General features: G+C 71.0%; 30 protein-coding genes. 8 read left to right on the top strand and 22 right to left on the bottom strand.

The window, feature by feature from the left end:
- Positions 1-12 precede the first annotated feature (12 nt).
- The 5 genes from BMW88_RS24690 to gatC form a co-directional block, all read right to left on the bottom strand.
- Positions 13-222, bottom strand: coding sequence for a hypothetical protein (locus BMW88_RS24690; protein WP_089954446.1), 210 nt, complete (start codon positions 220-222; stop codon positions 13-15).
- A 184-nt stretch (positions 223-406) separates the two neighbouring features.
- On the bottom strand, positions 407-1,909 hold the full coding sequence (gene gatB, locus BMW88_RS24685; protein ID WP_089954443.1) for an Asp-tRNA(Asn)/Glu-tRNA(Gln) amidotransferase subunit GatB: 1,503 nt from the start codon (positions 1,907-1,909) through the stop codon (positions 407-409).
- Positions 1,906-2,103, bottom strand: coding sequence for a hypothetical protein (locus tag BMW88_RS24680; RefSeq protein WP_342715184.1), 198 nt, complete (start codon positions 2,101-2,103; stop codon positions 1,906-1,908). The genes gatB and BMW88_RS24680 overlap by 4 nt, the downstream gene beginning before the upstream one ends.
- On the bottom strand, positions 2,100-3,584 hold the full coding sequence (gene gatA / locus BMW88_RS24675) for an Asp-tRNA(Asn)/Glu-tRNA(Gln) amidotransferase subunit GatA (RefSeq protein ID WP_089954440.1): 1,485 nt from the start codon (positions 3,582-3,584) through the stop codon (positions 2,100-2,102). The genes BMW88_RS24680 and gatA overlap by 4 nt, the downstream gene beginning before the upstream one ends.
- Positions 3,581-3,880, bottom strand: coding sequence for an Asp-tRNA(Asn)/Glu-tRNA(Gln) amidotransferase subunit GatC (gene gatC / locus BMW88_RS24670; RefSeq protein ID WP_086660690.1), 300 nt, complete (start codon positions 3,878-3,880; stop codon positions 3,581-3,583). Before gatC ends, gatA begins: the two co-directional genes overlap by 4 nt.
- Before the next feature lie 230 nt (positions 3,881-4,110).
- Between gatC and BMW88_RS24665 the strand changes: the two genes are divergently transcribed.
- Complete coding sequence (locus BMW88_RS24665) at positions 4,111-4,764, top strand: ACT domain-containing protein (protein ID WP_177221289.1); 654 nt, start codon at positions 4,111-4,113, stop codon at positions 4,762-4,764.
- Here BMW88_RS24665 and BMW88_RS24660 read toward each other — a convergent pair.
- On the bottom strand, positions 4,761-5,444 hold the full coding sequence (locus BMW88_RS24660) for a 3-keto-5-aminohexanoate cleavage protein (protein ID WP_177221280.1): 684 nt from the start codon (positions 5,442-5,444) through the stop codon (positions 4,761-4,763). The two genes, BMW88_RS24665 and BMW88_RS24660, sit on opposite strands and share 4 nt — an antisense overlap.
- 59 nt (positions 5,445-5,503) lie before the next feature.
- On the opposite strand from BMW88_RS24660, the gene BMW88_RS44050 reads away from it, so the two are divergent.
- The 3 genes from BMW88_RS44050 (at position 5,504) to BMW88_RS24650 (ending at position 6,559) form a co-directional block, all read left to right on the top strand.
- A complete protein-coding gene (locus tag BMW88_RS44050) occupies positions 5,504-5,626 on the top strand; it encodes an MYXO-CTERM sorting domain-containing protein (protein WP_143116226.1) in 123 nt (40 codons plus the stop codon).
- Positions 5,627-5,762: 136 nt separating this feature from the next.
- Entirely contained in the window at positions 5,763-5,987 is a 225-nt protein-coding gene (locus BMW88_RS24655) for a hypothetical protein (protein ID WP_089954736.1), read from the top strand.
- Between the two features lie 155 nt (positions 5,988-6,142).
- Entirely contained in the window at positions 6,143-6,559 is a 417-nt protein-coding gene (locus BMW88_RS24650; RefSeq protein ID WP_143116225.1) for an SWIM zinc finger family protein, read from the top strand.
- Here the strand turns inward: BMW88_RS24650 and BMW88_RS24645 are convergent.
- The 5 genes from BMW88_RS24645 to BMW88_RS24625 are packed head-to-tail and all read right to left on the bottom strand — an operon-like array spanning position 6,548 to position 10,979.
- Positions 6,548-7,081, bottom strand: coding sequence for a hypothetical protein (locus BMW88_RS24645; RefSeq protein WP_089954430.1), 534 nt, complete (start codon positions 7,079-7,081; stop codon positions 6,548-6,550). The two genes, BMW88_RS24650 and BMW88_RS24645, sit on opposite strands and share 12 nt — an antisense overlap.
- A gap of 44 nt (positions 7,082-7,125) precedes the next feature.
- Complete coding sequence (locus tag BMW88_RS24640; RefSeq protein WP_089954427.1) at positions 7,126-7,629, bottom strand: GNAT family N-acetyltransferase; 504 nt, start codon at positions 7,627-7,629, stop codon at positions 7,126-7,128.
- Complete coding sequence (gene ligA, locus BMW88_RS24635; RefSeq protein ID WP_089954735.1) at positions 7,622-9,739, bottom strand: NAD-dependent DNA ligase LigA; 2,118 nt, start codon at positions 9,737-9,739, stop codon at positions 7,622-7,624. The genes BMW88_RS24640 and ligA overlap by 8 nt, the downstream gene beginning before the upstream one ends.
- A gap of 23 nt (positions 9,740-9,762) precedes the next feature.
- Positions 9,763-10,416 (bottom strand): hypothetical protein, encoded by a 654-nt coding sequence (locus BMW88_RS24630; protein WP_089954424.1) that lies wholly within the window; start codon positions 10,414-10,416, stop codon positions 9,763-9,765.
- Between the two features lie 5 nt (positions 10,417-10,421).
- Entirely contained in the window at positions 10,422-10,979 is a 558-nt protein-coding gene (locus tag BMW88_RS24625; RefSeq protein WP_218148196.1) for a YdeI/OmpD-associated family protein, read from the bottom strand.
- 105 nt (positions 10,980-11,084) lie between these two features.
- Here BMW88_RS24625 and BMW88_RS24620 point away from each other — a divergent pair, with 105 nt between their 5' ends.
- A complete protein-coding gene (locus tag BMW88_RS24620) occupies positions 11,085-11,564 on the top strand; it encodes a GNAT family N-acetyltransferase (protein ID WP_089954421.1) in 480 nt (159 codons plus the stop codon).
- Here BMW88_RS24620 and BMW88_RS24615 read toward each other — a convergent pair.
- The 3 genes from BMW88_RS24615 to BMW88_RS24605 all read right to left on the bottom strand — a co-directional run bounded on the left by BMW88_RS24615 (position 11,551) and on the right by BMW88_RS24605 (position 15,722).
- Complete coding sequence (locus BMW88_RS24615; RefSeq protein WP_089954419.1) at positions 11,551-12,699, bottom strand: hypothetical protein; 1,149 nt, start codon at positions 12,697-12,699, stop codon at positions 11,551-11,553. The two genes, BMW88_RS24620 and BMW88_RS24615, sit on opposite strands and share 14 nt — an antisense overlap.
- 28 nt (positions 12,700-12,727) lie before the next feature.
- Positions 12,728-14,581, bottom strand: a complete 1,854-nt coding sequence (locus tag BMW88_RS24610; RefSeq protein WP_089954416.1) for a glycoside hydrolase family 9 protein — start codon at positions 14,579-14,581, stop codon at positions 12,728-12,730.
- Between the two features lie 91 nt (positions 14,582-14,672).
- Positions 14,673-15,722, bottom strand: a complete 1,050-nt coding sequence (locus tag BMW88_RS24605) for a methionine synthase (RefSeq protein ID WP_089954415.1) — start codon at positions 15,720-15,722, stop codon at positions 14,673-14,675.
- A 337-nt stretch (positions 15,723-16,059) separates the two neighbouring features.
- On the opposite strand from BMW88_RS24605, the gene paaI reads away from it, so the two are divergent.
- The gene (gene paaI / locus BMW88_RS24600) at positions 16,060-16,446 is read left to right on the top strand and encodes a hydroxyphenylacetyl-CoA thioesterase PaaI (RefSeq protein WP_089954412.1); all 387 of its coding nucleotides are present in this window, start codon (positions 16,060-16,062) and stop codon (positions 16,444-16,446) included.
- Here the strand turns inward: paaI and BMW88_RS24595 are convergent.
- Both BMW88_RS24595 and BMW88_RS24590 read right to left on the bottom strand, forming a co-directional pair.
- Positions 16,385-16,783, bottom strand: coding sequence for a hypothetical protein (locus BMW88_RS24595; protein WP_143116224.1), 399 nt, complete (start codon positions 16,781-16,783; stop codon positions 16,385-16,387). The genes paaI and BMW88_RS24595 overlap by 62 nt on opposite strands.
- 38 nt (positions 16,784-16,821) lie before the next feature.
- Positions 16,822-17,964 carry a hypothetical protein gene (locus BMW88_RS24590; RefSeq protein WP_089954407.1) on the bottom strand — a complete coding sequence of 381 codons (1,143 nt, stop codon included), beginning with the start codon at positions 17,962-17,964 and terminating at the stop codon, positions 16,822-16,824.
- A 36-nt stretch (positions 17,965-18,000) separates the two neighbouring features.
- Here BMW88_RS24590 and BMW88_RS24585 point away from each other — a divergent pair, with 36 nt between their 5' ends.
- Together BMW88_RS24585 and BMW88_RS24580 are read left to right on the top strand one after the other, a co-directional pair.
- Positions 18,001-18,504 carry a DUF6584 family protein gene (locus BMW88_RS24585; protein ID WP_089954404.1) on the top strand — a complete coding sequence of 168 codons (504 nt, stop codon included), beginning with the start codon at positions 18,001-18,003 and terminating at the stop codon, positions 18,502-18,504.
- Positions 18,501-19,352 carry a serine/threonine dehydratase gene (locus tag BMW88_RS24580; RefSeq protein WP_089954401.1) on the top strand — a complete coding sequence of 284 codons (852 nt, stop codon included), beginning with the start codon at positions 18,501-18,503 and terminating at the stop codon, positions 19,350-19,352. Before BMW88_RS24585 ends, BMW88_RS24580 begins: the two co-directional genes overlap by 4 nt.
- 225 nt (positions 19,353-19,577) lie before the next feature.
- Here the strand turns inward: BMW88_RS24580 and mnmA are convergent, their stop codons facing one another.
- The 6 genes from mnmA to BMW88_RS24545 form a co-directional block, all read right to left on the bottom strand.
- Positions 19,578-20,660, bottom strand: coding sequence for a tRNA 2-thiouridine(34) synthase MnmA (gene mnmA / locus BMW88_RS24570; RefSeq protein ID WP_089954396.1), 1,083 nt, complete (start codon positions 20,658-20,660; stop codon positions 19,578-19,580).
- Positions 20,657-21,826 carry a cysteine desulfurase family protein gene (locus BMW88_RS24565; RefSeq protein WP_089954393.1) on the bottom strand — a complete coding sequence of 390 codons (1,170 nt, stop codon included), beginning with the start codon at positions 21,824-21,826 and terminating at the stop codon, positions 20,657-20,659. The genes mnmA and BMW88_RS24565 overlap by 4 nt, the downstream gene beginning before the upstream one ends.
- The gene (locus tag BMW88_RS24560) at positions 21,826-23,169 is read right to left on the bottom strand and encodes an MFS transporter (RefSeq protein ID WP_089954391.1); all 1,344 of its coding nucleotides are present in this window, start codon (positions 23,167-23,169) and stop codon (positions 21,826-21,828) included. The genes BMW88_RS24565 and BMW88_RS24560 overlap by 1 nt, the downstream gene beginning before the upstream one ends.
- Entirely contained in the window at positions 23,126-23,998 is an 873-nt protein-coding gene (locus BMW88_RS24555) for a lysophospholipid acyltransferase family protein (protein WP_089954388.1), read from the bottom strand. The genes BMW88_RS24560 and BMW88_RS24555 overlap by 44 nt, the downstream gene beginning before the upstream one ends.
- A complete protein-coding gene (locus BMW88_RS24550) occupies positions 23,995-24,768 on the bottom strand; it encodes a GNAT family N-acetyltransferase (protein WP_089954385.1) in 774 nt (257 codons plus the stop codon). The genes BMW88_RS24555 and BMW88_RS24550 overlap by 4 nt, the downstream gene beginning before the upstream one ends.
- A 158-nt stretch (positions 24,769-24,926) precedes the next feature.
- Entirely contained in the window at positions 24,927-25,187 is a 261-nt protein-coding gene (locus tag BMW88_RS24545; protein WP_089954382.1) for a DUF7660 family protein, read from the bottom strand.
- Positions 25,188-25,191 lie beyond the last annotated feature (4 nt).

Genomic DNA, 25,191 nt, shown 5'->3' with positions numbered 1-25,191 from the left:
CACGCAATGTGATCAGGCCTTGTAGTTCTTGCAGGTGACCTCGTGCAACATGGTCGGCCCCTCGCCTCCACCCACCAGCGGCGGGATCGGCGTGCCACCACAGCACGCCGGCGTCAGCGGAGGGTCTTCCTCGCGCTTCTCGTCCTTGCGGTCGTCATCGGTGACCAGGTCCTTGACCTTGTCGAGAATGTCACCCAGAAAGCCTTCGCGCTGAACAGTCATGAGGATTCCCCCCTCGTTTGGACTAATACTTCTCATCCCCCCAGATGAGTTGCAGGAAGAGGCTCGCACACACGGCTACAGGTATACGTCTCATTTAGCTAACAGCCACTCGGTCGGCCTAAGATCACAAAGGGCCACCTGCACGAACAGGTGACCCTTTGTGAGTTTGCTGTCGATTGTGTATCTACGAGCAGCGAGCGAGCACGATCTCGCGCACGCGGGCCGCGTCGGCCTGGCCCTTCGTGGCCTTCATGACCGCGCCGACGATGGCGCCGGCCGCCTGGACCTTGCCGTCGCGGATCTTCTGGGCGACGTCCGGCTGGGCCGCGAGGGCCTCGTCGACGGCCTTCTCCAGCGCCGAGTCGTCCGAGACGACCTTCAGGCCGCGCTTCTCGACGACCTCATCCGGGGAGCCTTCGCCCGCCAGCACGCCGTTGACGGCCTCGCGGGCGAGCTTGTTGGTCAGCGCGCCCGCGTTCACCAGCTCGATCACCCGCGCCACCTGGGCTGGGGTGATGGGCAGGTCGGGCAGGTCGACGCCGCGGGTGTTGGCCTGCTGCGCGAGGTAGGACACCCACCAGGAGCGGGCCTCGTCCGGCTTCGCGCCCGCCTCGACGGTGGCGATGATGAGGTCCAGCGCGTTGGCGTTGACCAGGTCGCGCAGGACCTCGTCGGTGAGGTTCCACTCCTTCTGGATGCGCGCGCGGCGCTCCCAGGGGAGCTCGGGGAGGGTGCCGCGCAGCTGTTCGACCCACTCGCGCGACGGCGCGATCGGGACCAGGTCGGGCTCCGGGAAGTAGCGGTAGTCCTCCGCCGTCTCCTTCTTGCGGCCCGGGGACGTGCTGCCGGAGGACTCGTCGAAGTGACGGGTCTCCTGGGTCACCTCGCCGCCGGAGGAGAGCACCGCGGCCTGGCGCGTCATCTCGAAGCGGACGGCGCGTTCGACGCTGCGCAGCGAGTTGACGTTCTTGGTCTCGGTGCGGGTGCCCAGCGCGCCGGTGGTCTTCGGCGACAGCGAGACGTTCGCGTCGCAGCGCAGCGAGCCCTGGTCCATGCGGACGTCGGACACGTCGAGCGCCTTGAGCAGGTCGCGCAGGGCGGTGACGTACGCGCGGGCCACCTCGGGCGCGCGGCGGCCGGTGCCCGGGATCATCTTCGTGACGATCTCGATCAGCGGCACGCCGGCGCGGTTGTAGTCGAGCAGCGAGTGCTCGGCGCCGTGGATGCGCCCGGTGGCGCCGCCGACGTGCAGCGACTTGCCGGTGTCCTCCTCCATGTGCGCGCGCTCGATCTCGACGCGGATGACCTCGCCGTCGTCCAGCGTCACGTCGAGCCAGCCGTTGAAGGCGATCGGCTCGTCGTACTGCGACGTCTGGAAGTTCTTCGGCATGTCCGGGTAGAAGTAGTTCTTCCGCGCGAACCGGCACCACTCGGCGATCTCGCAGTTCAGCGCGAGGCCGATGCGGATCGCGGACTCGACGGCCTTGCCGTTCACCACCGGCAGCGAGCCCGGCAGGCCGAGGCACGTCGGGCAGGTGTTCGTGTTCGGCTCGCCACCGAACTCGTTGGCGCAGCCGCAGAACATCTTCGTGTTGGTGTGCAGTTCGACGTGCACCTCAAGGCCCAGGACGGGGTCGTACTTCTCGATGACCTCGTCGTAGTCCATCAGCTCAACCAGAGAGGTCATGCCAACTCGTCCTTCCGCAGGGCCCGGACGGCCAGAGCCGCGCCGGTGATCGCCACGGCGATGCTCGCGATCGCGTTCGCCAGGGCCAGCTTGTCGTTCTTCGCCCGTGCGGCCCGGAAGCCCGAGAACGCGCCCGCCGCACCCGCGACGGCGCCGGCGAGACCCAGCAGGCCCCTGGCCTTCTTGATGTTCACAGCGACGGACCTCCGAACGCGCCACGGGCGGCTTCGTAAGCGGCGGCGACGCGGTACATGCGGTGGTCCTGCAGCGCCGGCGCCATGATCTGCAGACCGACCGGCAGACCGTCCTCATCGGACAGACCGCTCGGCACGCTCATGGCAGGGGTGCCCGCGAGGTTCGCGGGGATGGTGCACAGGTCGGCCTTGTACATGGCCATCGGGTCGTTCGCGCGCTCACCGATCTTGAACGCCGTGGTCGGCGTGGTCGGCGAGATGAGCACGTCGAAGGTCGCGAACGCCTTCTGGAAGTCCTGCGTGATCAGCGTGCGCACCTTCTGCGCCGAGCCGTAGTACGCGTCGTAGTAGCCGGACGACAGCGCGTACGTGCCGATCATGATGCGGCGCTTGACCTCCGGGCCGAAGCCGGCCTCGCGGGTCAGCGACATGACCTCCTCGGTGCTGCGCGTGCCGTCGTCGCCGACGCGCAGGCCGTAGCGCATGGCGTCGAACCGGGCGAGGTTCGACGAGCACTCGCTCGGCGCGATGAGGTAGTACGCGGGCAGCGCGTAGTCGAAGCTCGGGCAGGAGACGTCCGCGATCTCCGCGCCGAGCTCCTTGAGCTGCGACACCGCGGCCTGGAAGCTGCGCAGCACGCCGGGCTGGTAGCCCTCACCGCTGAACTGCGTGACCACGCCGATGCGCACACCGGTCAGGTCGCCGTTCAGACCCTCCCGGGCGGCGGCGACGACCGGCGGGACCGGCTCGTTGATCGAGGTGGAGTCCATCTCGTCGTAGCCCGCGATGACCTCGTGCAGCAGCGCGGCGTCGAGCACCGTGCGCGCGCAGGGGCCCGCCTGGTCGAGGCTGGAGGAGAACGCGACGAGGCCGTAACGGCTGACACCGCCGTAGGTCGGCTTCACGCCGACGGTGCCGGTGACCGCACCGGGCTGGCGGATCGAGCCACCGGTGTCGGTGCCGATCGCGAGCGGCGCCTGCAGGGCGGCCAGCGCGGCGGACGAGCCACCGCCGGACCCGCCGGGGATCCGGTCGAGGTCCCACGGGTTGTGCGTGGGGCCGTACGCCGAGTTCTCGGTTGACGAGCCCATGGCGAACTCGTCCATGTTCGTCTTGCCGAGGATGACGACGCCGGCGTCCTTGAGCTTGCGGGTCACCGTCGCGTCGTAGGGCGGCAGCCAGCCTTCGAGCATCTTGGAGCCGACCGTGGTCGGCACGCCCTCGGTGGTCATGACGTCCTTGAGCGCCAGCGGCACACCCGCGAGCGGGGAGACCACCTTGCCGGCCTTGACGTCGGCGTCGACCTGGCGGGCCTGCGCGAGCGCGCCCTCGGCGTCGACGTGCAGGAAGGCGTGCACGGCCTGGTCGGTCTCGGCGATGCGGTCGAGGTGGGCCTGGGTGACCTCGACGCTGGAGACCTCACCGCTGTGGATCTTCGCGGCGAGCTCGGCCGCGGTGGCGTGGATCAGGTCGTTGGTCATGCTTCCTCACCCAGGATGCGGGGCACGCGGAACCGGCCGTCCTCGGCCTCAGGAGCGCCGGAGAGCGCCTGCTGCTGACCGAGGCTCGGACGGACCACGTCCTCGCGGAAGACGTTGGTCAGCGGAACGGCGTGCGACGTCGGCGGGATGTCGGCCGTGGCGATGTCGCCCACGGTCGCCACCGACTGGAGGATCACGTCGAGCTGGCCGGCGAACAAGTCGAGCTCGTCCTCGGTGACGGCCAGCCTGGCGAGCTTCGCCAGGTGCGCGACCTCGTCGCGGGAGATGCTGGGCACTCCTGTCAACCCCCGTAGGGTCGGGATTCGAATCGGGAACCCCATGAGTCTATGGGCTGGTCAGGCGCGCCTTCGAACGGGTTACCGCCCCGGTCGTTGACCGACGTCTCAACTTAACCGTTCCGCAACGCGGACAGCAGGTCATGCGTTGACGATGCGTCTGCGAGAATCACCGACCGGCAACGGCACAGGACGCGGGGTCCGGTGCACGAGCTATGGAGGCGTTCACCTTGTCGTTCCTGATCCGGGTCCAGCTCCCGGACCGTCCCGGCACCCTCGGCGCGGTCGCATCGGCTTTGGGCGAGATCGGGGCGGACATACTCAGCGTCGACGTGGTGGAACGCGGCTCCGGCCTCGCCATCGACGACCTGGTGGTGGAGCTCCCGTCCGGCCGGCTGCCCGACACGCTGATCACGGCGGCCGAGTCCGTCGAGGGCGTCGAGGTCGACGCCGTGCGCCCCTACGCCGGCATCCTCGACACCCACCGCGAGCTGGAGCTCGTCGAGGAGATCGCCGAGGAGCCGCGCAAGGGCCTCGAGGTCTTCACCGAGGGCGTCCCGAAGATCATCCGCGCGGGCTGGGCCGTCGTCGTCGGCCCGGAGGGCACCGGCATCAACCGCCTGACCGCCTCCTCCGCGGCGCCGGAGACGCGGATGGCGGACGTGCCGTGGTTCCCGCTGGAGCGCGCGACGGTGCTCGACGGCGAGGAGGAGTGGGTGCCGGAGACCTGGCGCGAGCTGGGCACCGAACTGGCCGCCACGCCCCTGGGCAAGCCGGACCGCGTGCTGGTCGTCGGCCGTCCCGGCGGCCCGATGTTCCGCGCGGCCGAGGTGGCCCGCCTGGCGCACCTGGCCGGCATCGTCGCGGTCGTGCTGCCGGACTAACCGGGGGCTCTGCTGCGCTGGTTGCGCCGGGCCATCGCGATCAGCTCGGCGTTGTTGCGGGCCTTCCTGCCGTCGGGCTTGGTGAGCGTGTCCTCCAGGCCCATGCGCACGTCGTGTTCGAGCGTCGCGGCGTAGGTGAGCACGGGCCAGGCGTCGTCGTCCCTGCCGTGCAACAGGATCGGCAGACCCAGCGGTTCCACGAGCTGCAGCAGGCTTTCCGCGGTGTCCCTGGTCGCCGTGACGACGATCCTGGCGACGCCTTCCGGCACCGGCCCGAGCCGGACGCGGTCCTCGACGACCAGTTCGACGCCGACGCCGGCCCGGTGCACCGCCTGGGCGAGGTCGCGCCAGCCGGGCCGGCCCACGTGCACGCAGGCGACGTCGGGCCTGCCCGCCGCGAGCGCCGCCCAGCCGGCGATCTGCCTGCCGCGGTTGCCCGGCACGTCCGTCGACACGCTGATCTCGATGCCCGGCACCGCGGCCCTGACCGTGGCGATCGTGGTGGCGATCTCCGGCCCGGCCAGCGTCCGGTGACCGATGACGTCGCGCGGGTGCAGGTGCACCGACGTGACGCCGAGCGCGGCGGCATCGGCCGCGTCCTCCGCGAGGCGCTCGGGGGACAGCGGCAGGGCCGGGTGCTCCTCGGCTGTGCGGGAGCCGTTCAGACAGGCTTGCAGCACAGTCCCACGGTCCCACACATACATCGTGCGCGCGTTGCTCCAAGGGCTAGCTTGGAGGCATGCGACTGGCCCTGGTGCTCGCCCAGCCCGACCTCGTGGCGGGCGATTGGGTGATGGGGGTGGCCGGGTTGCTCGCGGTGGCGGGCGTGGTCGTCGTCGCGGTCACGCGCCGGAGGCGGTGATCGGAGCGGCCGAGGTTGCGGTCCGCGGGGTTCTTCGCGCCGCACGAGCTTCGCGGGCCGCCGTTACGTGGTGCGCGCTTCGCCAACTGCCATCAGAATCGGCCCGGATCGCCCCACTTCCGGAGGGATGAAGATCATGGCCGTCACCGTGAACCTCGACATGCTCCTCGACAAGCAGTACGAGAACCTCCCCCTCAGCGAGATCCTGGACGCCCCCGTCGACGCGCTCCAGGGCGTGAGCGCGGGTGACGCGGAGAAGCTCAAGGCCGCGTTCAACATAAAGACGGTGCGCGACCTGGGCACCAACAAGTACTTCCGGGCCGCCGTGACGCTGCTCGACCTGGAGACGACCACCCGCTAGTGCGAGGTTCGGCGGTGGGCGAACGGTTGTCGCTCACCGCCGCACCACCTCGACGAGCGCGGCTCACGTCGCGCGCCTCGGGCTTCCACCGGGTTGCGGTGGGCCCGCCGCGAGCATGTTGATCCTTTCTGTGGTCACCCGGTTGGATGACCCCCGTGTCGACGACCCTCACCACCGAGCTGCTCCTGCACCGCGCGGGCACCAAGTCGTACTGGCGCGGCCTGACCTACCGCGACGCCGTGCTGTCCCTGCGGGTGCACAGCAGGCACGTGGCGGCGCGGGTGCGTGGTGGTGACGACGCCGCGTACGCGGTGGAGCTGTCGTGGTCCGGCACGCATCTGGTGGGGGCGTGTACCTGTCCGCACGGGTCGGAGGGGTTCTTCTGCAAGCACTGCGTCGCCGTCGGGCTGGTGCTGCTGGACCGCGGCGAGACGGTCCCGCCGCCGGACGCCGAGGACGTGGAGCTCAAGGACGTGCTGAGAGCCCTGCCCGCCGAGGTCCTGCGCGACCTGCTGCACGAGCAGGCGGCGAGGGACCTCAAGTTGCGGGCGCGGATCATCTCATCGCTCTGACGCCGGGCCGCAGAACTGCGTCTCCGGCGGGATCCCGCACTGCGCACCGGGTGGGACCGTCGCCTCGGCCAGGGTCCAGCCGGCACGGGTGCGCTGGAAGACCAGCACGTGGGACATCGAGAAGCTCGTGTGCGGCACGGCGTTGCTCTTCACGAAGTACAACGAGGTCAGCTCGCGCACGTGCGCGACGACGCTGCCGTCCGGGTCGACGGTGAGCCGGCGGACGGACGTGCGGACGTCCGCGCGGGAGTAGCCGCCGTGCGGGAGGTCGCCGTGGCGCTCGCGGCGGGCGGCCAGCCTCGCTTCGTCGGTGCGGAGCTCCGCCGCGAGCCGGTCGGTCGTGGGGACGCCGAACCCCGCGGTCTGCGCCACGGCGGTGACCTTGTCGGCGCGGTGCTGGAGGTAGCGCTGCGCCAGTTGCTCCACCTCTCGCCGGTCGTGGCCGGGCAGGTGCACCGGTGCGGCTGAGGCCGCCGGCAGCACCGCGGTCAGGACCAGGAGCAGGACGACGGCCGGTCTCATTCGCGCACCCCGTCCGGTGGACGCCCGACCGCGGGCCGGGTTGCTCAGAGCGGCAACCTGTAGGCCTGCGCGACCAGGTCGGCACCGGGTACCGGCAGCCAGTCGCGGTCCGGCAGCCGGGTGAAGCCGAGCCTGCGGTACAGCCGGTGCGCCGCTTGCATCTTCTCCGACGACGACAGCACCACGGCACTCGCGCCGGCACCGCGGGCCTTGCCGATCACCGCGCGCACCAGGGCCTCGCCGACGCCCCTGCCGCGCGCCGCGGTGGCGACGGACAGCATGCGGAACTCCACCTCGCCCGGCCGGGAGATCTCCGCGTAGGGCGTGCCGGGGCGGACGACCGCGACCGAGCCGAGGACCTCGCCGGACGCGCTGTCGACGGCCACGAGGACCTCCGCTTCGCGGAAGCGGGACGCCGCGTCGGCGAGGGTGGTGGCGTAGTCGTCGTGCTCGTCGACGAAGCCGTCGACGCGGTAGGCCTCGACCGTGATCGCGCCGATCGAGGCCAGGTCGGACTCCAGCGCCGGGCGGACCGTCACATCAGCCATCCGCGTCCTCTTCCCCGATGGTCGCCACCTCCCTCGCGGCGTCCGGGCCCTGCTCCAGCAGGACGCGGAAGCCCGCCTCGTCGAGCACGGGGACCTTCAGGGAGACGGCCTTGTCGTACTTCGATCCTGGCGAGTCGCCGACGACGACGAAAGCGGTTTTCTTGGAGACCGAGCCCGCCGCCTTGCCGCCGCGGGCGAGGACCGCCTCCTTGGCCGAGTCGCGGGAGTACTCCGCCAGCGAACCGGTGACCACGATGGACAGGCCTTCGAGGTTGCGGGTGATGGACGCGTCGCGCTCGTCCTCCATCCGCACGCCGGCGGCCCGCCAGCGCTGCACGACCTGTTGCCGCCACTCGGTTTCGCGCCACTCGACGACGGCCGCCGCGATCGTCGGGCCGACGCCCTCGGTGCCGGCGAGGACCTCCTCGTCCGCCTCGGTGATCGCGTCGATGGAGCCGAACTGCAGGGCCAGGGCACGGGCGGCGGTGGGGCCGACGTGGCGGATCGACAGCGCGACCAGCACCCTCCACAGCGGACGGGACTTGGCGGTCTCGAGGTTGTCGAGCAGCTTCAGCGCGTTCGCGGACAGCTCGCCGTTCTTCGTCCGGAAGCGCTCGATCTGCCGCAACGCCTCGGCGTCGAGGTCGAACAGGTCGGCCTCGTTGGTGTAGAGGGTGGACTCGGTGATCGCGGCCGCCGCCTCGTAGCCGAGCACCTCGATGTCCAGCGCGGAGCGGGAGGCGAGGTACGCCAGGCGTTCGCGCAGCTGCCCCGGGCACGTCCGGGCGTTGGGGCAGCGGATGTCGACGTCGCCCTCCTTCATCGGCCGCAGCACGGAGTTGCACTCGGGGCAGCGGGCCGGCATCACGAACTCGCGCGCGTCGTCCGGCCGGGCCGCGAGAACCGGGCCGAGCACCTCGGGGATCACGTCGCCCGCCTTGCGGATGACGATGCGGTCGCCGATCAGCACGCCCTTGCGCTTGACCTCCGACGCGTTGTGCAGCGTGGCGCGCGCGACCGTCGAGCCGGCCACCTTCACCGGTTCCATCAGGGCGAACGGCGTCACCCGGCCGGTGCGGCCCACCTGGACCTGGATGTCGAGCAACGTCGTGGTGGCCTCCTCCGGCGGGTACTTGTACGCGATGGCCCACCGCGGGGCGCGCGACGTCGTGCCCAGGCGCCGTTGCAGCGCCACCTCGTCGACCTTGACGACCAGGCCGTCGATCTCGTGGACCGCGTCGTGCCGGTGCTCGCCCCAGTACTCGACCTTGCGGTGGATCTCCTCCGGGTCGGTGAGCACCTCGGTGTGCGAGGACACCGGCAGGCCCCACGACCTCAGCGCCTCGTAGGCGAGCGACTGGCGGGCCGGCTCGAAGCCCTCGGTCTTGCCGATGCCGTGGCAGATCATCCGCAGCCTGCGCGACGCGGTCACCTTCGGGTCCTTCTGCCGCAACGAGCCCGCGGCGGTGTTGCGCGGGTTCGCGAACGGCGGCTTGCCCTGCTCGACCAGCGACGCGTTCAGCGCCAGGAAGTCCTCGACCGCGAAGAAGACCTCACCGCGCACCTCGACCAGGTCCGGCACCGGGTACTCGGCGGAGCCCTCCAGCACCTCCGGCACGTCCGCGATCGTGCGCACGTTCAGCGTCACGTCCTCGCCGGTGCGGCCGTCGCCGCGGGTCAGCGCCCGCGTGAGCCTGCCCTTCTCGTACAGCAGGTTGATCGCGAGGCCGTCGATCTTCAGCTCGCACAGGAAGTGCGTGCCGGAGCCGACCTCCTTCCGCACGCGCTCGAACCAGCCCGACAGCTCCTCCCGCGTGAAGACGTTGTCCAGGCTGAGCATGCGCTCCAGGTGGTCGACCGCCCGGAACTCGGTCGAGAACGTGCCGCCGACGCGCTGCGTCGGCGAGTCCGGCGTGGCGAGACCGGGGTGCTCGGCCTCCAGCGCCTCCAGCGACTTGAGCAACGCGTCGAACTCACCATCGGTGACGATCGGATCGTCCAGCACGTAGTAGCGGAACTGGTGCGAGCGCACCTCTTCCGCGAGCACGGCATGCCGCTCGCGCACCTGCGCCGGGACGTCTTCAAGGCTCTCGCTGGTCACGTCCGACAGCTTAGTGACCAGGTCCGACACAATCAGACGTCCGAAACCCCGGCGAGCGTTCGAACGAGTGAACGCAGCTCCAGCAAGCTGATCGTGCCCGCCGGCTCCAGCTCCGCGGTCTCCACGCGGCGCAACCGCTCCCCCGCCAGCCGCTCGCCGAGAGTGACGTCCAGCGGCAGGAACGTCATCGTCCGCCGCTGCTGCTCGCTCAGCTCCGCGAGCGCCGGGTGGTAGACGGCGACGTCCACGACGTCACCGTCCACCTGCGCCACCACGCGGTAGTCGCCGAGCCGCACCCTCACCTCGCCGAGGTTCACGACCACCTCGGTCGGGTCCGGCACCGGCGGCACCGAGTCGTGGAACTCCCACACCATGTCGGGCGGCGGCGCGGCCTTGATCCACGCGTCGGTGTACGGGCGCAGCCGCGGGTCCTCCTGCCCGGTGACCACCAGCGCGTACATCGCCAGGTGGCCCTGTTCGAGCGAGAACACCAGATCCGGGTGCAGGGTCGCGACGAGGTCCGCCAGCTCGCCCTCGACGCGGTGCGGCTCGCCGTCGCCCAGCGCCGCGCTGACGACCGGCACCAGCTCGAACCACCGCTCCCAGAAGCGGTGCGCGGCCTCCTCGGCGTTCGGCAGGTGGGCGGGTGCGACGTCTTCGGCTTTGCGGCGGCGGAACCACTTCATGATTTTCAAGGGTAGAGCTTGCGGCCCTCGGCGAGCATGCCGACGAACTGCGCGATGCGCTTCCGCCGCGTCTCCGGCCTCTTCGCGTCGTGGACGCGCAGGAGGATGGCGTACCGGTTCTGGCTGTTCAGCGTCTGGAAGACCGCGGCGGCCGCGGGGTTGGCCCTGAGCGCCTCCTGGAGGTCGTCCGGCACCTCGATCGTCGCGGGACCGGCGTAGGCGGCGTCCCAGCGCCCGTCCGCCTTGGCCCTCTCGACCTCCGCGAGACCGGCGGGCAGCATCCTGCCCTCCGCGACCAGCTTCTCCACCTTGGCGCAGTTGCGCTTGGACCACTTGCTGCGCGGCTTGCGCGGCGTCCAGCGCTGCGAGTAGTAGGTGTCGTCCACGGACCGCACCAGCCCGTCGATCCACCCGTGGCACAACGCGATGTCCAGCGCCTCGTCGTAAGTGATCGACTTCAGTCCCGAGCCCTTCTTCGCGTACTTGATCCACAGCTCGGTCTCGGTCTTGCCGTTCTCGTGCAACCACGTGTCGAACTGCGCGGGATCCTCGAAGAAGATCAACGCACCCTCCTCAGGCAGAGCGTCATCTCCCCACAGCGAACACCGAATTCGTCCGGAGCGGAAACCGGGTGGCGCGCGGCGACGTGGTTCGCCACAGTGCCGGTCATGCTGATCCGGCGGGAGACGCCCGCAGACATCGACGCCATCCGGACCGTCACGAACCTGGCCTTCGCGCGGGGCCTCGAGGCCGAGCTGGTCGACCAACTGCGTGCGGACGAGGGGTGGATCCCCGAGTTGTCGCTGGTCGCGGACGAGGTGCTGGGTCACGTCGTCTGCACGCGCGGCTACGTCGGGCAGGTGGCCGCCTTGGGGCTCGGGCCTCTCAGCGTGCTTCCCTCACACCAACGGCGTGGCGTCGGGAAGGCGTTGATGCACGCGGTCCTCGGGGCCGCGGAGGCTCTGGGCGAACGGGCCGTCGTGCTGCTCGGCGACCCGGGGTACTACTCGCGGTTCGGGTTCCGGCCGGCTTCGGAGTTCGGGATCACGCCGCCGGTGGCCGAGTGGGCGCCGCACTTCCAGGCCCGGTTGTTCGGGGAGGTTCCGGGCGGGGCGTTCCGGTACGCGGAGCCCTTCAACCGGCTTTGAGCACCTCACCGCCGGCCGTGCGCGCGTAGACCGCGCCATCCGGCAGTGCCGACACCGTGTCGACGAAACGGCCTTCGGCCACCAGTTCCCACCTCGCACCCAGGCGGTGCACCCGTCCGCCGATCAGGCTGTGCACGACCACCGTCCCGTCAGGACGGAGAACCGCTTCGGGTGACGCCTCGAGGCCCTGGGCCACCTCGCGCCACACCCCCGCCGCGCGGACCACGAGCGCGGTGCCGGACCTGACGTACAGCGCCACGGACCCGTCCGGGTGAACGACCGCGGACGGCTTGCCCGCCGCGAAGCCGGGCGGGCTGAGCGGAATCGATCCCGACTGCCGGACCCCTGGGGGGAGATCGGCCCCCATCCCGATCATCGCAGAGTGGTCCGACAATTCCGCCACGCTGCCGTCGGCGAGAACGACGTAGAGCGAAACGGTCCCGTCCGCACGAACGACGGCTTCGGGATCACCGGCCACCCCTGAGGCCACCGGACGCCACACCCCGTCGGCCAACGCCATGATCTCGCCGCGGGCAGTCCGTGCGAACACCGACCGGCCGGCCACCGACGGACGCCCCACGAACGCGCCGGAAGTGCTCAGCCGCGTGCCATCGGCCCAGACGTCGCCATCCGTGACCACGTGGACGACACCGCCGACAACCTCCGGTCCGCCCTGCCACGCCTGCCGCAGGAGCGACGAGGCGTGCGGCAGGGCCTCGTCGTAGCGCTCCGGGCAACACGACCGCTGCACCGCGTCGGCGAGCAGTCCCGGCGTCAGGTCCGGCCGGTCGACCTCCACCGCGCGCTCGAAGAAGCGCCGGGCCGCGTGCGGCACGTCCATGATCTGCTCCGGCGTGCCCCAGCCCATCGACGGGCGCTGCTGGAAGACGCCCAGCGAGTCGCGGTCGCCGCAGGGCAGGTTGTTCATGTGCGACTCGACCCACCCGGCGGCGAACCCGGCGAGCAGCACCTTGTCGCTGACGCGCAACGACAGACCCGTCGCCAGGACCGTCCGGATCACCTCGGGGTCGTGCGTGGCAGGCACTGGGCAGGTCACGTCCGACGGCAGCGCGTGCGCCGGCGCGACGCCGATCACCAACGCAGCCACCAGCGCGAGCCCGAGCACGGTCCTCATTGGACACCCGGGCCCGCGCAGGCGCCACTCAGGAGCCGGCGATCAGCGAGAAGCCGAGCACGCCCGTCGCCGTGAAGTCGATGGCGGGCTCGGAGCTCGGCCACGAGCGCAGGTCGTCGGCGAACACGGACCTCGCGGAGTCGAACTCCACCGTGTAGGGCTTGGTGCAGGCCACGGAACCCGGCGGCATCTCACCGAGGTCCCCGAACAGCGAGGCGTCGTTCGGGCCGTTGATCACGGCACCGACCAGCACCTTCGAGCCGCCGTCCGGCGAGCCGGACAGGTTCGCGGCCTGGTGGTGCGGGCACTGGGGGAACTTCGAGCCGACACCGACGACCAGCGTGGTGCCCCAGGCGTTCGTGCCGAGGGCGAAGCCGCGCTGCTGCGTGCCGAAGGTGTCGTAGGTCCGGTCACCGGTCAGCTTCCGGTACAGCGCGGCGGTCGTGATGAAGCCGAACGTGCGGGAGCCGACGTCCCAGGTCCCGACGTCGGCGGCGGTGCGGAACGGCGAGCTCTCCGACGCGTCCGCCCCTTGCCGCAACTGGCGGCGGAGGTCGCCCACGACCTGCGCCTCGGTCACCTCGGCGCCGGGGACCCCCGCCTTCAGCAGCTTCGCGAGGTCGGCGTGACCGAGTGCGGAGATGTTGTAGACGTTCAGGGTGTCGGGGTCCCGCGTCGCCAGGAACTCCTTGGCCCAGTGGGTCGCGGCGCGGGCGAACCGGAGGTGGCGCGGGTCGTTCAACGCCTTCGCGGCCAGGGCGAGCTGGGTGGCGCCGAACTCCAGGTCGTCGGTCCACGACGGTTCCGGGTAGTAGGCGTGCGGGAACGCCGTCACGAGCCGGCCGACGTCCTCGGTCTTGGCGAGCGCGAAGAGCCCGGCGGCCTTCTCCAGGTACTCGCGGGCGAGGCGCGGCTGGTGGCGCGCCTCGATCTGCGCGGCCAGCGCGAACGAGCCCGCGACGCGGCCGGCCAGGTTCGGGCTGATCTTCTCGCCGGCGGCGTTCGCGCGGAAGACCGGGCGGTGCTTGAGGTAGTACTCGCGGTCGCCCGGCCGCACGTCGAGCCGGTCGTCGGCCTCCGGCAGGCGCCACACGTCGTGGTCGCCGACGAAGCCGAACTCCTCGGAACCGGTGCCGATGCCGACCTGCGCGTAGAGCGTGCCGGTCTGCTCATCCCACGCCTTGTCGAGCCACCTGAGGCCGAACTTCGCTTCCTCGTAGAGCGCGCCATCGTGCCTGTCGCGCAACGCGAGCAGCATCGACGCGGTCGAGTACGACGACGCGTGGGTGAACTTCACGAAGTCGCCGGCGTCGAACCAGCCGCCTTCGAGGTCGACCTTCGCACCGGTGGGCCGCAGGGGCGCCGCGATCTCGTCGCCGCCCTCGCCGGAGAACACCGGCTCCTCGTAGACGAAAGCCTCGCGGTCGGCGAGGTGCGCGGGCCGGCGGCCGAGCCGGCCGGGGACGACGTCCGCGCCGTCGCGCTGCGCCTGGAAGAACTCGACGGTGTTGTGCGCGACCGGCGAGAACAGCCTGGCCAGGGAGTCGATCCTGAACGCGGGCGAGGTCGCCGCGCCGACCTTGATCCGGTAGGTGCCCGTGGTCTTCAGCGCCGAGAAGTCGATCGGGTGCACCGAGGTGAACCGGTCGCTCCACGAGCCCGTGGAGGCGCCCGTCCTGCCGGTCAGCACGGTCCGGCCGCGGTTGTCGACCACCGCGAACCTGGTGTTCGCGGCGCCGCCGAGCACGTACGCGTGCTTGGCCTCGGCGGTGCCGAAACCGACCTGGTCCAGCCTGATGTGGCTCGCGGGGGCGGCCTGAGCAGGCGCCGCGACCACACCGGTGAGCACTGCGGCGACGAGGGCCGCACGTCTGATGCGCATGTTCGGAACTCCCGTTCCAGGCCGCGGCGGTGGCCTTAAGTTAAGAAAGTTTCCTAATAGGTCGCAGCAGACTAGCCGCCCCCACCGGACATCACCAGCCCTCCGGCGGCTCCACAAACGCGGAGGACAGGTCGCGGGTCAGGCCCAACGCGCGCTTCACCCAGGTGGACGTCGCGCCCGCCAGCCCGCACGTGGGGGTGGGCAGCGCCTTCTCGGCGAGGATCGAGCGGGGGAAGCCCAGGCGGTCGACCAGCGTGAACGCCCGCTGCCCGATCTCCTTCAGCGTCACCGGCGCACCCGGATCGACGCTCGGCACCAGGCCCAGCGCGAGCGTCGTGCCCGCTTCCCACGCCTCGCCGATCTCGTCGAGCGCTTCCGCCCCCTTGACCAGCGTCGCGTCGAACGCGACCGCCGTGGCACCGGCCTCGCGCAGCAGCGTCAACGGCGGGTGCGGCGCACAGCAGTGCACGACGACCTCGTGACCCTCCAGCGCGCCGATCACGGTGGCCAGCACGGCGCGGGCGTCGGGTCCGGGCACGGCGGGCACCGTGCCGAGCTTCGACGGCGTCGGCAGCAGGCCCTCCAGCACGGCGGGCAGACCCGGTTCGTCGAGCTGCACGACGACCTTCGCCCCCGTGCGCCTCGCGACCGCGGCGGCGTGCTGCCGGAGGCCTTCGGCCAGCGACTCGGAGAACTCCTTCACGGCGCCGCGATCGGTGAGCACCCGATGGCCGCGCATCAGCTCGATGTTCGACATCAACGTCCACGGTCCCGCCGCCTGGACCTTCACCGTCGACGGCTGGGCGCCGGCGCGCTCCAGCGCCTCGTCGAACGCGTCCAGGTCGCCGCGCAGCAGGTCGACGGCACGGCGGTGGTCACGGCCGGGCCGCGCGGTGACGCGGTACCCAGAGGTGATGACCTCGATGGCGAGGTCGACGAGCAGGCCGGCGGTGCGGCCGATCACGTCCGCGCCGACGCCCCGCGCCGGCAGCTCCGGCACGTGCGGCAGCTCCGGCAGCTCGCCGACGACGATCCTCGCCGCCTCGTCGATGTCGGTTCCGGGCAGCGATCCGATTCCAGTGGCTCCACGCACCCGGCGAATTGTTCCACTGTCCGCCGGACAGAAGAGGTCTAGACCCATTGACCCTGTGGTCCAGGCCACTTACGGTGACCGAGCAGGCGCCCTCAGTGAGACGCCCACAGACGTGGTGTGGGAACGCGACGCGCCCCGCGTTCCCACACCACCTCCCACCCGCGCAAGGCAAAGGCCGGCGCGGGATCTCCACCCGCACCGGCCTCCGTCCGTTCGCCCGCTGCTAGCAGGAGCCGCAGCACCCGCAGCTCGGACCCGTGCACGAGCTGCAACAAGAGCATCCACCCATGATGACCACCTCCGTTTTTGAGCGATCAAGCATTCGGACAGTAGGTCGGGGCCAACGCTGCGTGACACCACCGCCAGGGTGATTACGCTGCCACGAATGAATGGTCCTGCCGAGATGCTCGCCGCCGACAAGGCCTCGACCGCGCTGGGCATCGAGCCCGTCGAGCTGCGTGACGGGTACGCGGTGCTGCGCATGGCGGTCACCGAGCTGATGCTCAACGGCCACGGCATCGCGCACGGCGGTTACGTCTTCCTGCTGGCGGACTCGGCGTTCGCCTGTGCCTGCAACCGGGCCGGGTCCGTCACCGTCGCCGCCACGGCCGAGATCGACTTCATCCGGCCCGTGCACGCGGGTGACGAGCTGGTGGCGGAGGCGGTGGAACGGACCCGGTTCGGCCGCAGCGGCATCTACGACATCACGGTCAGGCGTGGGACCGAGGTCGTGGCCGAGTTCCGCGGTCGTTCGCGGACGCTGCGCGCCTGAGGCCGAGGAACTGCAGGACCGCGAACCCGAGCACCGCGAGCCCCTGGGCCACCACCAGCACGACGCCGGCGGTGGTGAGCGGGAACCACTTCACCGCCGCGGTGAGAACGCTGTCGGTGGCCCACACCAGGTTGCCGGCGATGACCAGCAGCACGATCCGCCGGTCCGGGCCGGGGCGGGTGCCCAGGAGGAACACCCCCACTCCGTAGACCACGCAGAAAAGACCGAGCCCGACCTGCCAGCCCACCGGCATTCCGATTTCCGGGCGGATCAGGACGGTCAGCAGACCGAGGCCGAACGAAGCGACACCGTCGAGTTTCAAGGCGAATTTCAACATGGCCCGACGATGGCCTCGCCGGAGCTGCCGAAACCACGTCAAACGCTGCCAACTCCTGCCAGCAGGTCGGCCGCCACCAGGCGTGCGGCCGCGTTCTGCCAGTTGTGGAGGGTGCGTTCGGGCACCTGGGTCACGAACCACTGCAACGCCCTGCGGTCCTCGGGATCGAGGTCCTCGCGCTTGGTCCGCACCGAGTACGGGCGGATTCCCTTGACGTAGTAGAAATAGAGGGCGTTGTAGTGACGCCATTCGTCGCTCGTGCCGAAATCGCCGCCGGCGGGCTTGAGCCGTTGAATGCTCGCCAGCAACAGGCTTTTCAGCTCCGCGGCCCGGTCCAGCGGCGGGCCTTCACCGGTCAGCGCGATCAACGGGCTCGCGACGAGCTTGCCGAGGTCGCCGTAGTGGCTCAACGCCTTGCGGGTCAGCCGCGCGAACTCGGCCTCGTCCTCGGTGACCAGCGGCCGGCGCTTCGGCAGGGCCTCCGCGGCGTCGCGGAGCTCGGCGCGCTCGGCGGCGACCGCGGGCACCGCGAACCGGTCCACGACGGAAGCCAGCGGGTTCGCGAGCACCTGGACCGCGATCGCCGCCGCGACCGTGGTGTGGGCCAGCAGCTCCGGACCGCCGAACAGCACGACCTGCGACCCGAACAGCACCGCCGTGAAGCCGGCGATCACGAGCGACCGCAGCATGTCCGCGCGGATCGCCTCGCCTTCCTCGACGGCGTCGGTGACGGCCACCAGCACCCCGAACAGCACGAGGTCGAAGCCGATCATCGGCAGTGTCAGCGCGTCCGGCAGCAGCCGCACCAGGAAGGCACCGGCGGACAGCCCGAACATCACCCCGACGAGTGAAAAGTAAGAACGTCTTCTTATGGCTAGAACGGTCGACACGGTCAAAGGGAGCAGCACGAGCCATGGCAGCCAGAACGAGGCCACGAAGAACGGGCCGAGCGCGACCAGCCACCACCTGATCAGCTCGGGCCGGGCGAGCAGCAGGACCGCTCCCGTCCAGGCGAGCGCCGGCACGCCGAGCAGCACCGGGTGCGGCGCGACGACCGCCACCGCGTAGCTGATCAGTCCCGCACCCGCCCACCACAGCAGCGGTTTGCGCGGGTCGCGGGCGACCAGGTAGAGCCCCAGCCACCAGGCGAGACCGGAGACCAGCAGCAATAGGCCAACCACGGGTCAAAGCTAGCCCCACCTGCAAAACTACTCGGCATGCCGGTAGAGCTGACGCTCCGCAAAGCGGCCGACGAGTTGCGGCACGGCGACCTCGCGAGCGTGCTTCGCGCACGTCAGCGCGTCGCCGGCCTGGTCGGCACGTACCCGCACCGGCTCGACCTGCGCGAGCGGCTCGCCGAGGTCTACCGGGTGCTCGGCCAGCCCGCCCAGGCGGGCCGCTGGACCTACCTCTCCGACGACCGCGATCCGGAGGAGACGCTGGCGTTCGAGCGCGCCTACCGCCGCGCGGAGGCGCGCTTGGTCGCGCTCTCATGGCAGGGCGGCATCGACCAGGCCCCCACCGAGACCGCCCGCACCCGCCTCGCGGCACTGGAACTCCAGGCTCGGGTCGAACTGCGGCACCGGCTGGAGGCCACACCGGACGAGGAGACGTCCTGGGGCGCCTGCCTGCTCGTGATGGCCGGCGGCACCTTCGTCCTGGTGTGTTTTCTGCTGGGCATCGTGACTCTCGCGCAGTTCTTGTGGAAGCTGGTCACATGAGAACGTTGTCGCAGTACGTCCGCCGCACCCCGGTCCTGCGCGTGTCCGTCGACGGGCGACCGCTCGTGCTCAAGCTCGAGCACCTCCAGCTCACCGGCTCGTTCAAGATCCGCGGTGCGGTGAACAAGCTGCTGTCGCTGAACGTGTCCGAGGTCGTCACGGCGTCCGGCGGCAACCACGGCATCGCGGTCGCCCAGGCCGCCCAGCTCCTCGGCGCGCACGCCACCGTGTTCGTCCCGGTGACCGCGCCCGAGACCAAGACCAGGCGCATCGAAGCGCTCGGCGCCAAGCTGATCCGCCACGGCGACACCTACGCCGAGGCCGCCCTCGCCGCGCGCGGGCTCGGCGTCACCTACGTCGAGGCGTACGACGACCTCACGGTGATCGAGGGGCAGGCCACCGTCACCCAGGAGATCGTCGAGGACGCCCCGGACGTGGACGCGATCTTCGTCGCGGTGGGCGGCGGCGGTCTCGTCGGAGGTGCCGCACTGGCGTCAGGCGGACGGCACGTCGTCGCCGTCGAGCCCGAGAACTGCTGCGCGATGCACCACGCGCTGAAGGCCGGTGCGCCAGTCGACTCCACCGTGAGGTCCGTCGCCGCGGACGCGCTCGGCGCCACGCGGGCGGGCTCGCTGTCGCTCGACATCCTGCGCCGCAACAACGTCACCTCGGCGCTGGTGTCCGACGAGGAGATCCTCTCGGCGCGCGACCGCCTCTGGGAGGAGTTCCGGATCGCGGTCGAACCCGCCGGCGCCACGGCGTTCGCGGCGTTCCTCAGGGACGACGTGTCGAGTGAGCTGCCCTGCGTGCTCCTGTGCGGAGCGAACTCGGAGTGGCGTCCCAGCTAGCGCGGCGGAACGGCCTCGCCAGCCGCCGCAGCGGCGACACCACCCACACCGGCACCTCGTGCCGGTGGAGGTGGCTGTTCAACCTCCGCCGGTCCGCGGCACCGACGAAGCACCGGAACGCGTTGCGAGCCCTCTCGGCGAGATCGGACCGCGTGTCGACGAACCCCGTGTCATTGAACGTCACACGGCGAACGCTAGGTCCGCGCCACCGGCGCTACAAGTGAATTAGCTGGTCGCGTCGATGGTCGCGCTGGCCAGCACCAGGTCGCCCGCCGCGTCCTCGCGGTAGATCGCCACGGCCTGTCCCGGCGCCACGCCCCGCAACGGCTCACGCAGCTGCACCTGCAGCACGCCGTCCACCAGTTCGGCCACCGCCGGAGCCGTGCCGCCGTGCGCGCGCACCTGCGCGACGCACTCCACCGGTCCGTCGAGGTCCACGTGCGCGATGGGGTTCGACGCCGAAATCCCGGTGACCGCGAGCTTCTCGGCCGCGCCCACCCGGACGGTGCCCGACACCGGCTCCAGCGCCAGCACGTAGCGCGGGCGGCCGTCGGCGGCGGGAGCCGCGATCCCGAGCCCCTTGCGCTGCCCCACGGTGAACTCGTGCACGCCCGCGTGCCGGCCGAGCACCGCGCCCGTCTCGTCGTCGACCAGCAGGCCCGGCTTGGTCTCCATCCGCCCGGCGAGGAACTTCTGCGTGTCGCCGTCCGGGATGAAGCAGATGTCGTGGCTGTCCGGCTTCTTCGCCACCGACAGGCCGCGCGCGGCGGCCTCGGCGCGCACGTCGTCCTTCGTGGTGTCCCCCAACGGGAACATCGCGTGCGCGAGCTGGTCCGCGGTGAGCGAGGCCAGCACGTACGACTGGTCCTTGCCCAGGTCGGCGCTGCGGCGCAGCTCCGGACGCCCGTCCACCAGCTCCAGCCGCGCGTAGTGGCCCGTGCAGACGGCGTCGAAGCCGAGGGCGATCGCCTTGTCCAGCAACGCCTCGAACTTGATCCGCTCGTTGCAGCGCAGGCACGGGTTCGGGGTGCGGCCCGCCGCGTACTCCGCGACGAAGTCCTCCACGACCTCCTCCGTGAAGCGCTCGGCGAAGTCCCAGACGTAGAACGGGATGCCCATGAGGTCCGCCGCGCGACGGGCGTCGTGGGCGTCCTCGATCGTGCAGCAGCCGCGGGCGCCCGTGCGCAGGGTGCCGGGCTTGGCCGACAACGCCAGGTGCACGCCCGTCACGTCGTGTCCCGCTTCGACGGCACGTGCCGCCGCCACCGCGGAATCGACACCACCGCTCATCGCCGCGAGGACCTTCACTGCTTGACCACCTTCCGGGAACGCCTCATGCCTGCCAGGCCCGCCGTGCGGGCCCTCTCCACCACCGGGCCGATCACCGACGCGAGCTTCTCGACGTCCGCGCGCGTCGAGGTGTGCCCGAGCGAGAACCGCAGGGAGCCCCGCGCCAACGCCGGTTCGACGCCCATCGCGAGCAGCACGTGGCTCGGTTGCGCCACACCGGCGGTGCACGCGGAGCCCGTCGAGCACTCGACACCGCGCGCGTCGAGCAGCATCAGCAGGCTGTCGCCCTCGCAGCCGGGGAACGTCAGGTGTGCGTTGCCGGGCAGCCGGTCGGCCGGGTCGCCGTTCACGATCACGTCCGGCACCACCGCGCGCACCGAGGCGATCAGCTCCTCGCGCAGCTCCACCAGTTCGGCGGCGCGCTGTTCCTGCTCGTCCACCGCGATCCGCACGGCGCGGGCGAGCCCGACGATCGAGGGCACGTCCAGGGTGCCCGACCGCACGTCGCGCTCCTGGCCGCCGCCGTGCAGCAACGGCGCGCACTTCACGTCGCGGGCCAGCAGCAGCACGCCCACCCCGTACGGGCCGCCGACCTTGTGGCCGGTCATGGTCAGCGCGGAGGCGCCGGACGCGGCGAAGTCGACCGGCACCGCGCCCACGGCCTGCACCGCGTCCGTGTGGAACGGCACGCCGCGCTCGGCGCACACGGACGCGATGTCGTGCACCGGGTTGATGGTGCCGACCTCGTTGTTCGCCCACATCGTGGTGACGAGCGCGACGTCGTCGTCGAGCGCGTCCGCGACCGTGTCGGCCGACACCCGCCCGTGGCGGTCGGTCGGCAGCCAGGTGACCTCGGCGCCGCGCTGCTCGAGCCACTCGACGGCGTCCAGCACGGCGTGGTGCTCGACGGCGGAGGCCAGCACGCGGCGCTTGCCGCTCGCCCAGTAGACGCCCTTGACCGCGAGGTTGTCGCTCTCCGTGCCGCCGCCGGTGAAGAGCACCTCGGACGGCCGGGCGCCCAGGGCGTCGGCGATGGTCTCGCGGGCCTCCTCGACCGCCCGCCGCGCCCGCCGGCCGGAGGTGTGCAGCGACGAGGCGTTGCCCGTGGTGGACAACGCCTCGGTCATCGCCGCGACCGCCTCCGGGTGCATCGGGGTCGTGGCAGCGTGGTCGAGATAAGCCATCAGGACTCCAGGGTAGCCCGCATGCGGGGCCCCGTCAGAATCGCTCCCACCACGGCCAACGCCGCCATCGACAGGTTGAGCACCACCACGCCCGCGGTCGGCGCCGTCGCCACCACCAGCACGCCGCCGAGTCCGATCATGGTCCCGGAGAAGAGCATGTCGGAGATCTGCAGCGCGGCGGAGTTGAAACCGCGGTCGGCCTCGGGTGATGCGGCCATCATCAGCACGCCGACGCTCGACGTCGCCATACCCATGCCCGCGCCGGCCACGGCCCACAGGACCGGCGTCAGCCAGGCCGGGCCCCACGCGGGTGCGATGAGCGTCACGGCCGCGATGCCGGTCGCCGTGAACAGGAAGCCGGTCCTCACGAGCGCGTGGCGCTCGATCTCGGGGTGCCGCGACGCCCACATCGACGCCCCGGCCCAGCCGAGCGCGCTCAGCGTCAGCGGGATGCCCGCCTCCAGGGGTGAGTAGCCGTGCACGACGGTCAGCGTGAGCGGGATGAAGCCCTCGACCGCGAAGAACGTGCCGGCCAGCAGGCCGCGCGCCAGGATCGTGACGGGCAGGCCCCGGCGGGCCAGCAGCGTGCCCTTCGGCAGCAGGACGCGCAGCGCGGGAGCCAGCAGCAGCAACGCCACGGCGAGCAGCCACCACGTGCGGTGCTGCAACGCCCAGCTCAGCGCGGCCACACCGACGCCGACGGCCACCGCGGCGGCCGGCAGGTGCCTGCGCCGCGGAGGGGCCGCGGTGTGCGGAGGCAGCCCGCGCAGCACCGGGATGAGCAACACGCTGCCGACGAGCACCAACGGCACGATCGCGAGGAACACCAGCCGCCACGTCACGTGCTCGGTCGCCCAGCCCGCCACCGCCGGTCCCACCAGCGAGGGCACCACCCACGCCGCGGACAGCGCGCCGAAGACCGCGGGCCGGTCGCTCTCCGGGTAGGCGACCGCGATCAGCACGTAGACCGCGACGATCAGGAAGCCGGCGCCGAACCCCTGCAGGGCGCGGCCGGCGAGCAGCACCGCCATGTTCTCCGCGACACCCGCGACCACGAGCCCGGCGAGGAACAGCGCCACGCCGACGAACACGGCCGGCCTCGGTCCCCTCCGGTCGGAGAGCCGGCCGGAGAAGACCGTGGCGATGACGCTCGCCGCGAGGTTCGCGAGGAACGGCCACGCGTAGAGCGCCTCGCCCTTCAGCTCGCTGACCATGGTGGGCATCGCCGTGCCGACCCCCATCGCCTCGAAGGCGAGCAGGGTGACCAGCAGGAGGATGCCCGTCGTGGGCCAGCGGCGGTCAGGCGACCAGAGGCGTGATGGGGCGGGCGCGGTGAGAGTCACCCGTTGATGGTGCTATCTCCAGCTCGGTCGAGGTCAAGCGGTTTGATTGCTCTTTGGCAAGTTTCGCGAGCTCCCTGCGCGTCGCCGCCCGGCCGGGAGCGATCTCGTCGAGGACGTGCACCTCCACGACCAGGCCCTTGACCTTCAGCACGCGCCGGATCGAGTCGATGAGCGTGTCACTGCCGATGAACGCGGGCTGCGTGCTGACGTGATCGCCGATCCGGTACCGCAGCACGATCGGCCGCACCGGCACCCCGGCGTCGATCGCGGCCTGGAACAGCGCCGGCTTGTAGTGCCCGGACGCGAGCCCGCACCACGTCGTCCCCTCGGCGTGGATGCCGACCGCGCTGCCGCCGCGCAGCGTGGCGGTGAGGTCGCTGACGGCCCGCGGCAGGTCGCGGAGCTTCTCCCGGTCGAGGTAGACCGTGCCCGCCGCCGTGATGATCCGGCCGAGCACCGGCCAGCTCTTGATGTCCTTCTTGGCCACGAGCCGGATCGGCTGCACCGAGTCGATCGCGAGCTCGTCGAGCCACGACACGTGGTTGCTCACGACGAGCACCCCGCGCTTGGGGATCTCCTGGAACCTCCTGGCACCGTGGACCTCCAGCCGGACCCCGAACGCGCGGAGCACGGCGTGGAACCAGAGGCGGATGGTGCTCTCCCGCTGCCGGTGCGGCAGCAGCAGGGCCAGTGCGACCACCACGCCGCACAGCAGCGCCGTGACGGCGGTGACCGCCCGCCAGGCCTGCCTGATCGAGCTGACGCTCCGCGGAGCCGTGCTGACACACCCGTCACCACAGGGCGACGCGGGCATCCAGGCGTGACTCATGCCGTCTCCCCCAGGAAGAACTTGAGATAACGCTGATCCACGTGGTCCATGCCGAGCAGGATGAACAGGTCCGCGACACCGAAGTCCGCGTCGAGCGCGGGCCGGCCGCAGATCTTGGCGCCGAGCCGCAGGTACCCCTTGAGCAGCGGCGGCACCACGGTCTTCTCCGGCCGGGCGACCGAGTCGACGTCCCACGGGTTGCGCGGCGTGACGCGGTACTGCTCGGGCGCGAAGTGCTTGGCGTGCACCACGTCCCACACACCGGCCGCGAGACTTCCGCCGTCGTGCAAGGGGATCGAGGCGCACCCGACGAGCCACTTGTGCCCGCTCAACAACATGTACCGCGCGATGCCGGCCCACACGAGGCTGACGACGGCGCCGTTGCGGTGGTCGGGGTGAACGCAGGACCGCCCGGTCTCGACCGTGCTGTGCCGGATGCCGTCGAGGTTCCCGAGGTCGAACTCGCCGTCGCTGTAGAGGCGGCCGGCTTCCCTGGCCCGCTCCGGCGGCAGCATGCGGTAGCCGCCGACGATCTCGCCGGTGCGGTCGTCGCGCACGACCAGGTGGTCGCAGTGCTCGTCGAACTCGTCGACGTCGTGCCCGGGCACGCCGGTGTGCAGCGTCGCCCCCATCTCACCGGCGAACACGTCGTAGCGCAGCTTCTGGGCGGCGACGACCTCTTCGCTGTCGCGAGCTACGAGGAGGGAGTAGCGGGGGGCGTTCCCGTCCTGCTGGACAGGGGTGCTGACAAGCAGTTCCGGCTGCGTCATGCGAACCAGGGTGATGCTGGGTTGGCTAATGACAGCAGGTCAGAACGATGACCTCTCAGTGGCAGGTGGGTTAACCGCCGGTGGTTGCGGGTATGTGGTGGGGTTGGGACGCGGAAGGGCCCCTCCGGCGCGGCCGGAGAGGCCCTTCCGCGTGTTGCTCACTCGTGGTCGGTCGCCGCCCACAACATCCAGGCGACGAGCTCCCAGGTCGGCTGCTCGGGCACCGGTGTGCCCTTCAGGTTGCGGTAGGCACCATCCGCAGCGAGCAGCCAACTGCTCATCCCGTCGAGATACTCCGGCAACGTCCGGTTTCGCCAACCCGCGGTGTTGCCCGTCTCGAACTCCTCGGCGAGATCCGTGATGAAGTCGAAGAGATCCTCACGGCTCTTCACGTCATCCGGACGCCTGGCCAGTGCCATACCG

It is taken from the genome of Lentzea xinjiangensis, from assembly GCF_900110955.1.
Taxonomy (GTDB): Bacteria; Actinomycetota; Actinomycetes; order Mycobacteriales; family Pseudonocardiaceae; genus Lentzea; species Lentzea xinjiangensis.
The sequence above is the reverse complement of the archived record's forward strand: the minus strand, read 5'-3'. Positions and strand labels throughout refer to the sequence as shown.

Excerpts from the sequence above, each read along its gene's own strand:
- BMW88_RS24690 (WP_089954446.1), bottom strand. The coding sequence starts at position 222 with ATGACTGTTCAGCGCGAAGGCTTTCTGGGTGACATTCTCGACAAGGTC.
- gatB (WP_089954443.1), bottom strand. The coding sequence starts at position 1,909 with ATGACCTCTCTGGTTGAGCTGATGGACTACGACGAGGTCATCGAGAAG.
- gatA (WP_089954440.1), bottom strand. The coding sequence starts at position 3,584 with ATGACCAACGACCTGATCCACGCCACCGCGGCCGAGCTCGCCGCGAAG.
- BMW88_RS44050 (WP_143116226.1), top strand. The coding sequence starts at position 5,504 with ATGCGACTGGCCCTGGTGCTCGCCCAGCCCGACCTCGTGGCGGGCGAT.
- BMW88_RS24655 (WP_089954736.1), top strand. The coding sequence starts at position 5,763 with ATGGCCGTCACCGTGAACCTCGACATGCTCCTCGACAAGCAGTACGAG.
- BMW88_RS24645 (WP_089954430.1), bottom strand. The coding sequence starts at position 7,081 with ATGAGACCGGCCGTCGTCCTGCTCCTGGTCCTGACCGCGGTGCTGCCG.
- BMW88_RS24640 (WP_089954427.1), bottom strand. The coding sequence starts at position 7,629 with ATGGCTGATGTGACGGTCCGCCCGGCGCTGGAGTCCGACCTGGCCTCG.
- BMW88_RS24630 (WP_089954424.1), bottom strand. The coding sequence starts at position 10,416 with ATGAAGTGGTTCCGCCGCCGCAAAGCCGAAGACGTCGCACCCGCCCAC.
- BMW88_RS24620 (WP_089954421.1), top strand. The coding sequence starts at position 11,085 with ATGCTGATCCGGCGGGAGACGCCCGCAGACATCGACGCCATCCGGACC.
- BMW88_RS24615 (WP_089954419.1), bottom strand. The coding sequence starts at position 12,699 with ATGAGGACCGTGCTCGGGCTCGCGCTGGTGGCTGCGTTGGTGATCGGC.
- BMW88_RS24610 (WP_089954416.1), bottom strand. The coding sequence starts at position 14,581 with ATGCGCATCAGACGTGCGGCCCTCGTCGCCGCAGTGCTCACCGGTGTG.
- BMW88_RS24605 (WP_089954415.1), bottom strand. The coding sequence starts at position 15,722 with ATGGGTCTAGACCTCTTCTGTCCGGCGGACAGTGGAACAATTCGCCGG.
- paaI (WP_089954412.1), top strand. The coding sequence starts at position 16,060 with ATGAATGGTCCTGCCGAGATGCTCGCCGCCGACAAGGCCTCGACCGCG.
- BMW88_RS24595 (WP_143116224.1), bottom strand. The coding sequence starts at position 16,783 with ATGTTGAAATTCGCCTTGAAACTCGACGGTGTCGCTTCGTTCGGCCTC.
- BMW88_RS24585 (WP_089954404.1), top strand. The coding sequence starts at position 18,001 with ATGCCGGTAGAGCTGACGCTCCGCAAAGCGGCCGACGAGTTGCGGCAC.
- BMW88_RS24580 (WP_089954401.1), top strand. The coding sequence starts at position 18,501 with ATGAGAACGTTGTCGCAGTACGTCCGCCGCACCCCGGTCCTGCGCGTG.
- BMW88_RS24565 (WP_089954393.1), bottom strand. The coding sequence starts at position 21,826 with ATGGCTTATCTCGACCACGCTGCCACGACCCCGATGCACCCGGAGGCG.
- BMW88_RS24555 (WP_089954388.1), bottom strand. The coding sequence starts at position 23,998 with ATGAGTCACGCCTGGATGCCCGCGTCGCCCTGTGGTGACGGGTGTGTC.
- BMW88_RS24550 (WP_089954385.1), bottom strand. The coding sequence starts at position 24,768 with ATGACGCAGCCGGAACTGCTTGTCAGCACCCCTGTCCAGCAGGACGGG.
- BMW88_RS24545 (WP_089954382.1), bottom strand. The coding sequence starts at position 25,187 with ATGGCACTGGCCAGGCGTCCGGATGACGTGAAGAGCCGTGAGGATCTC.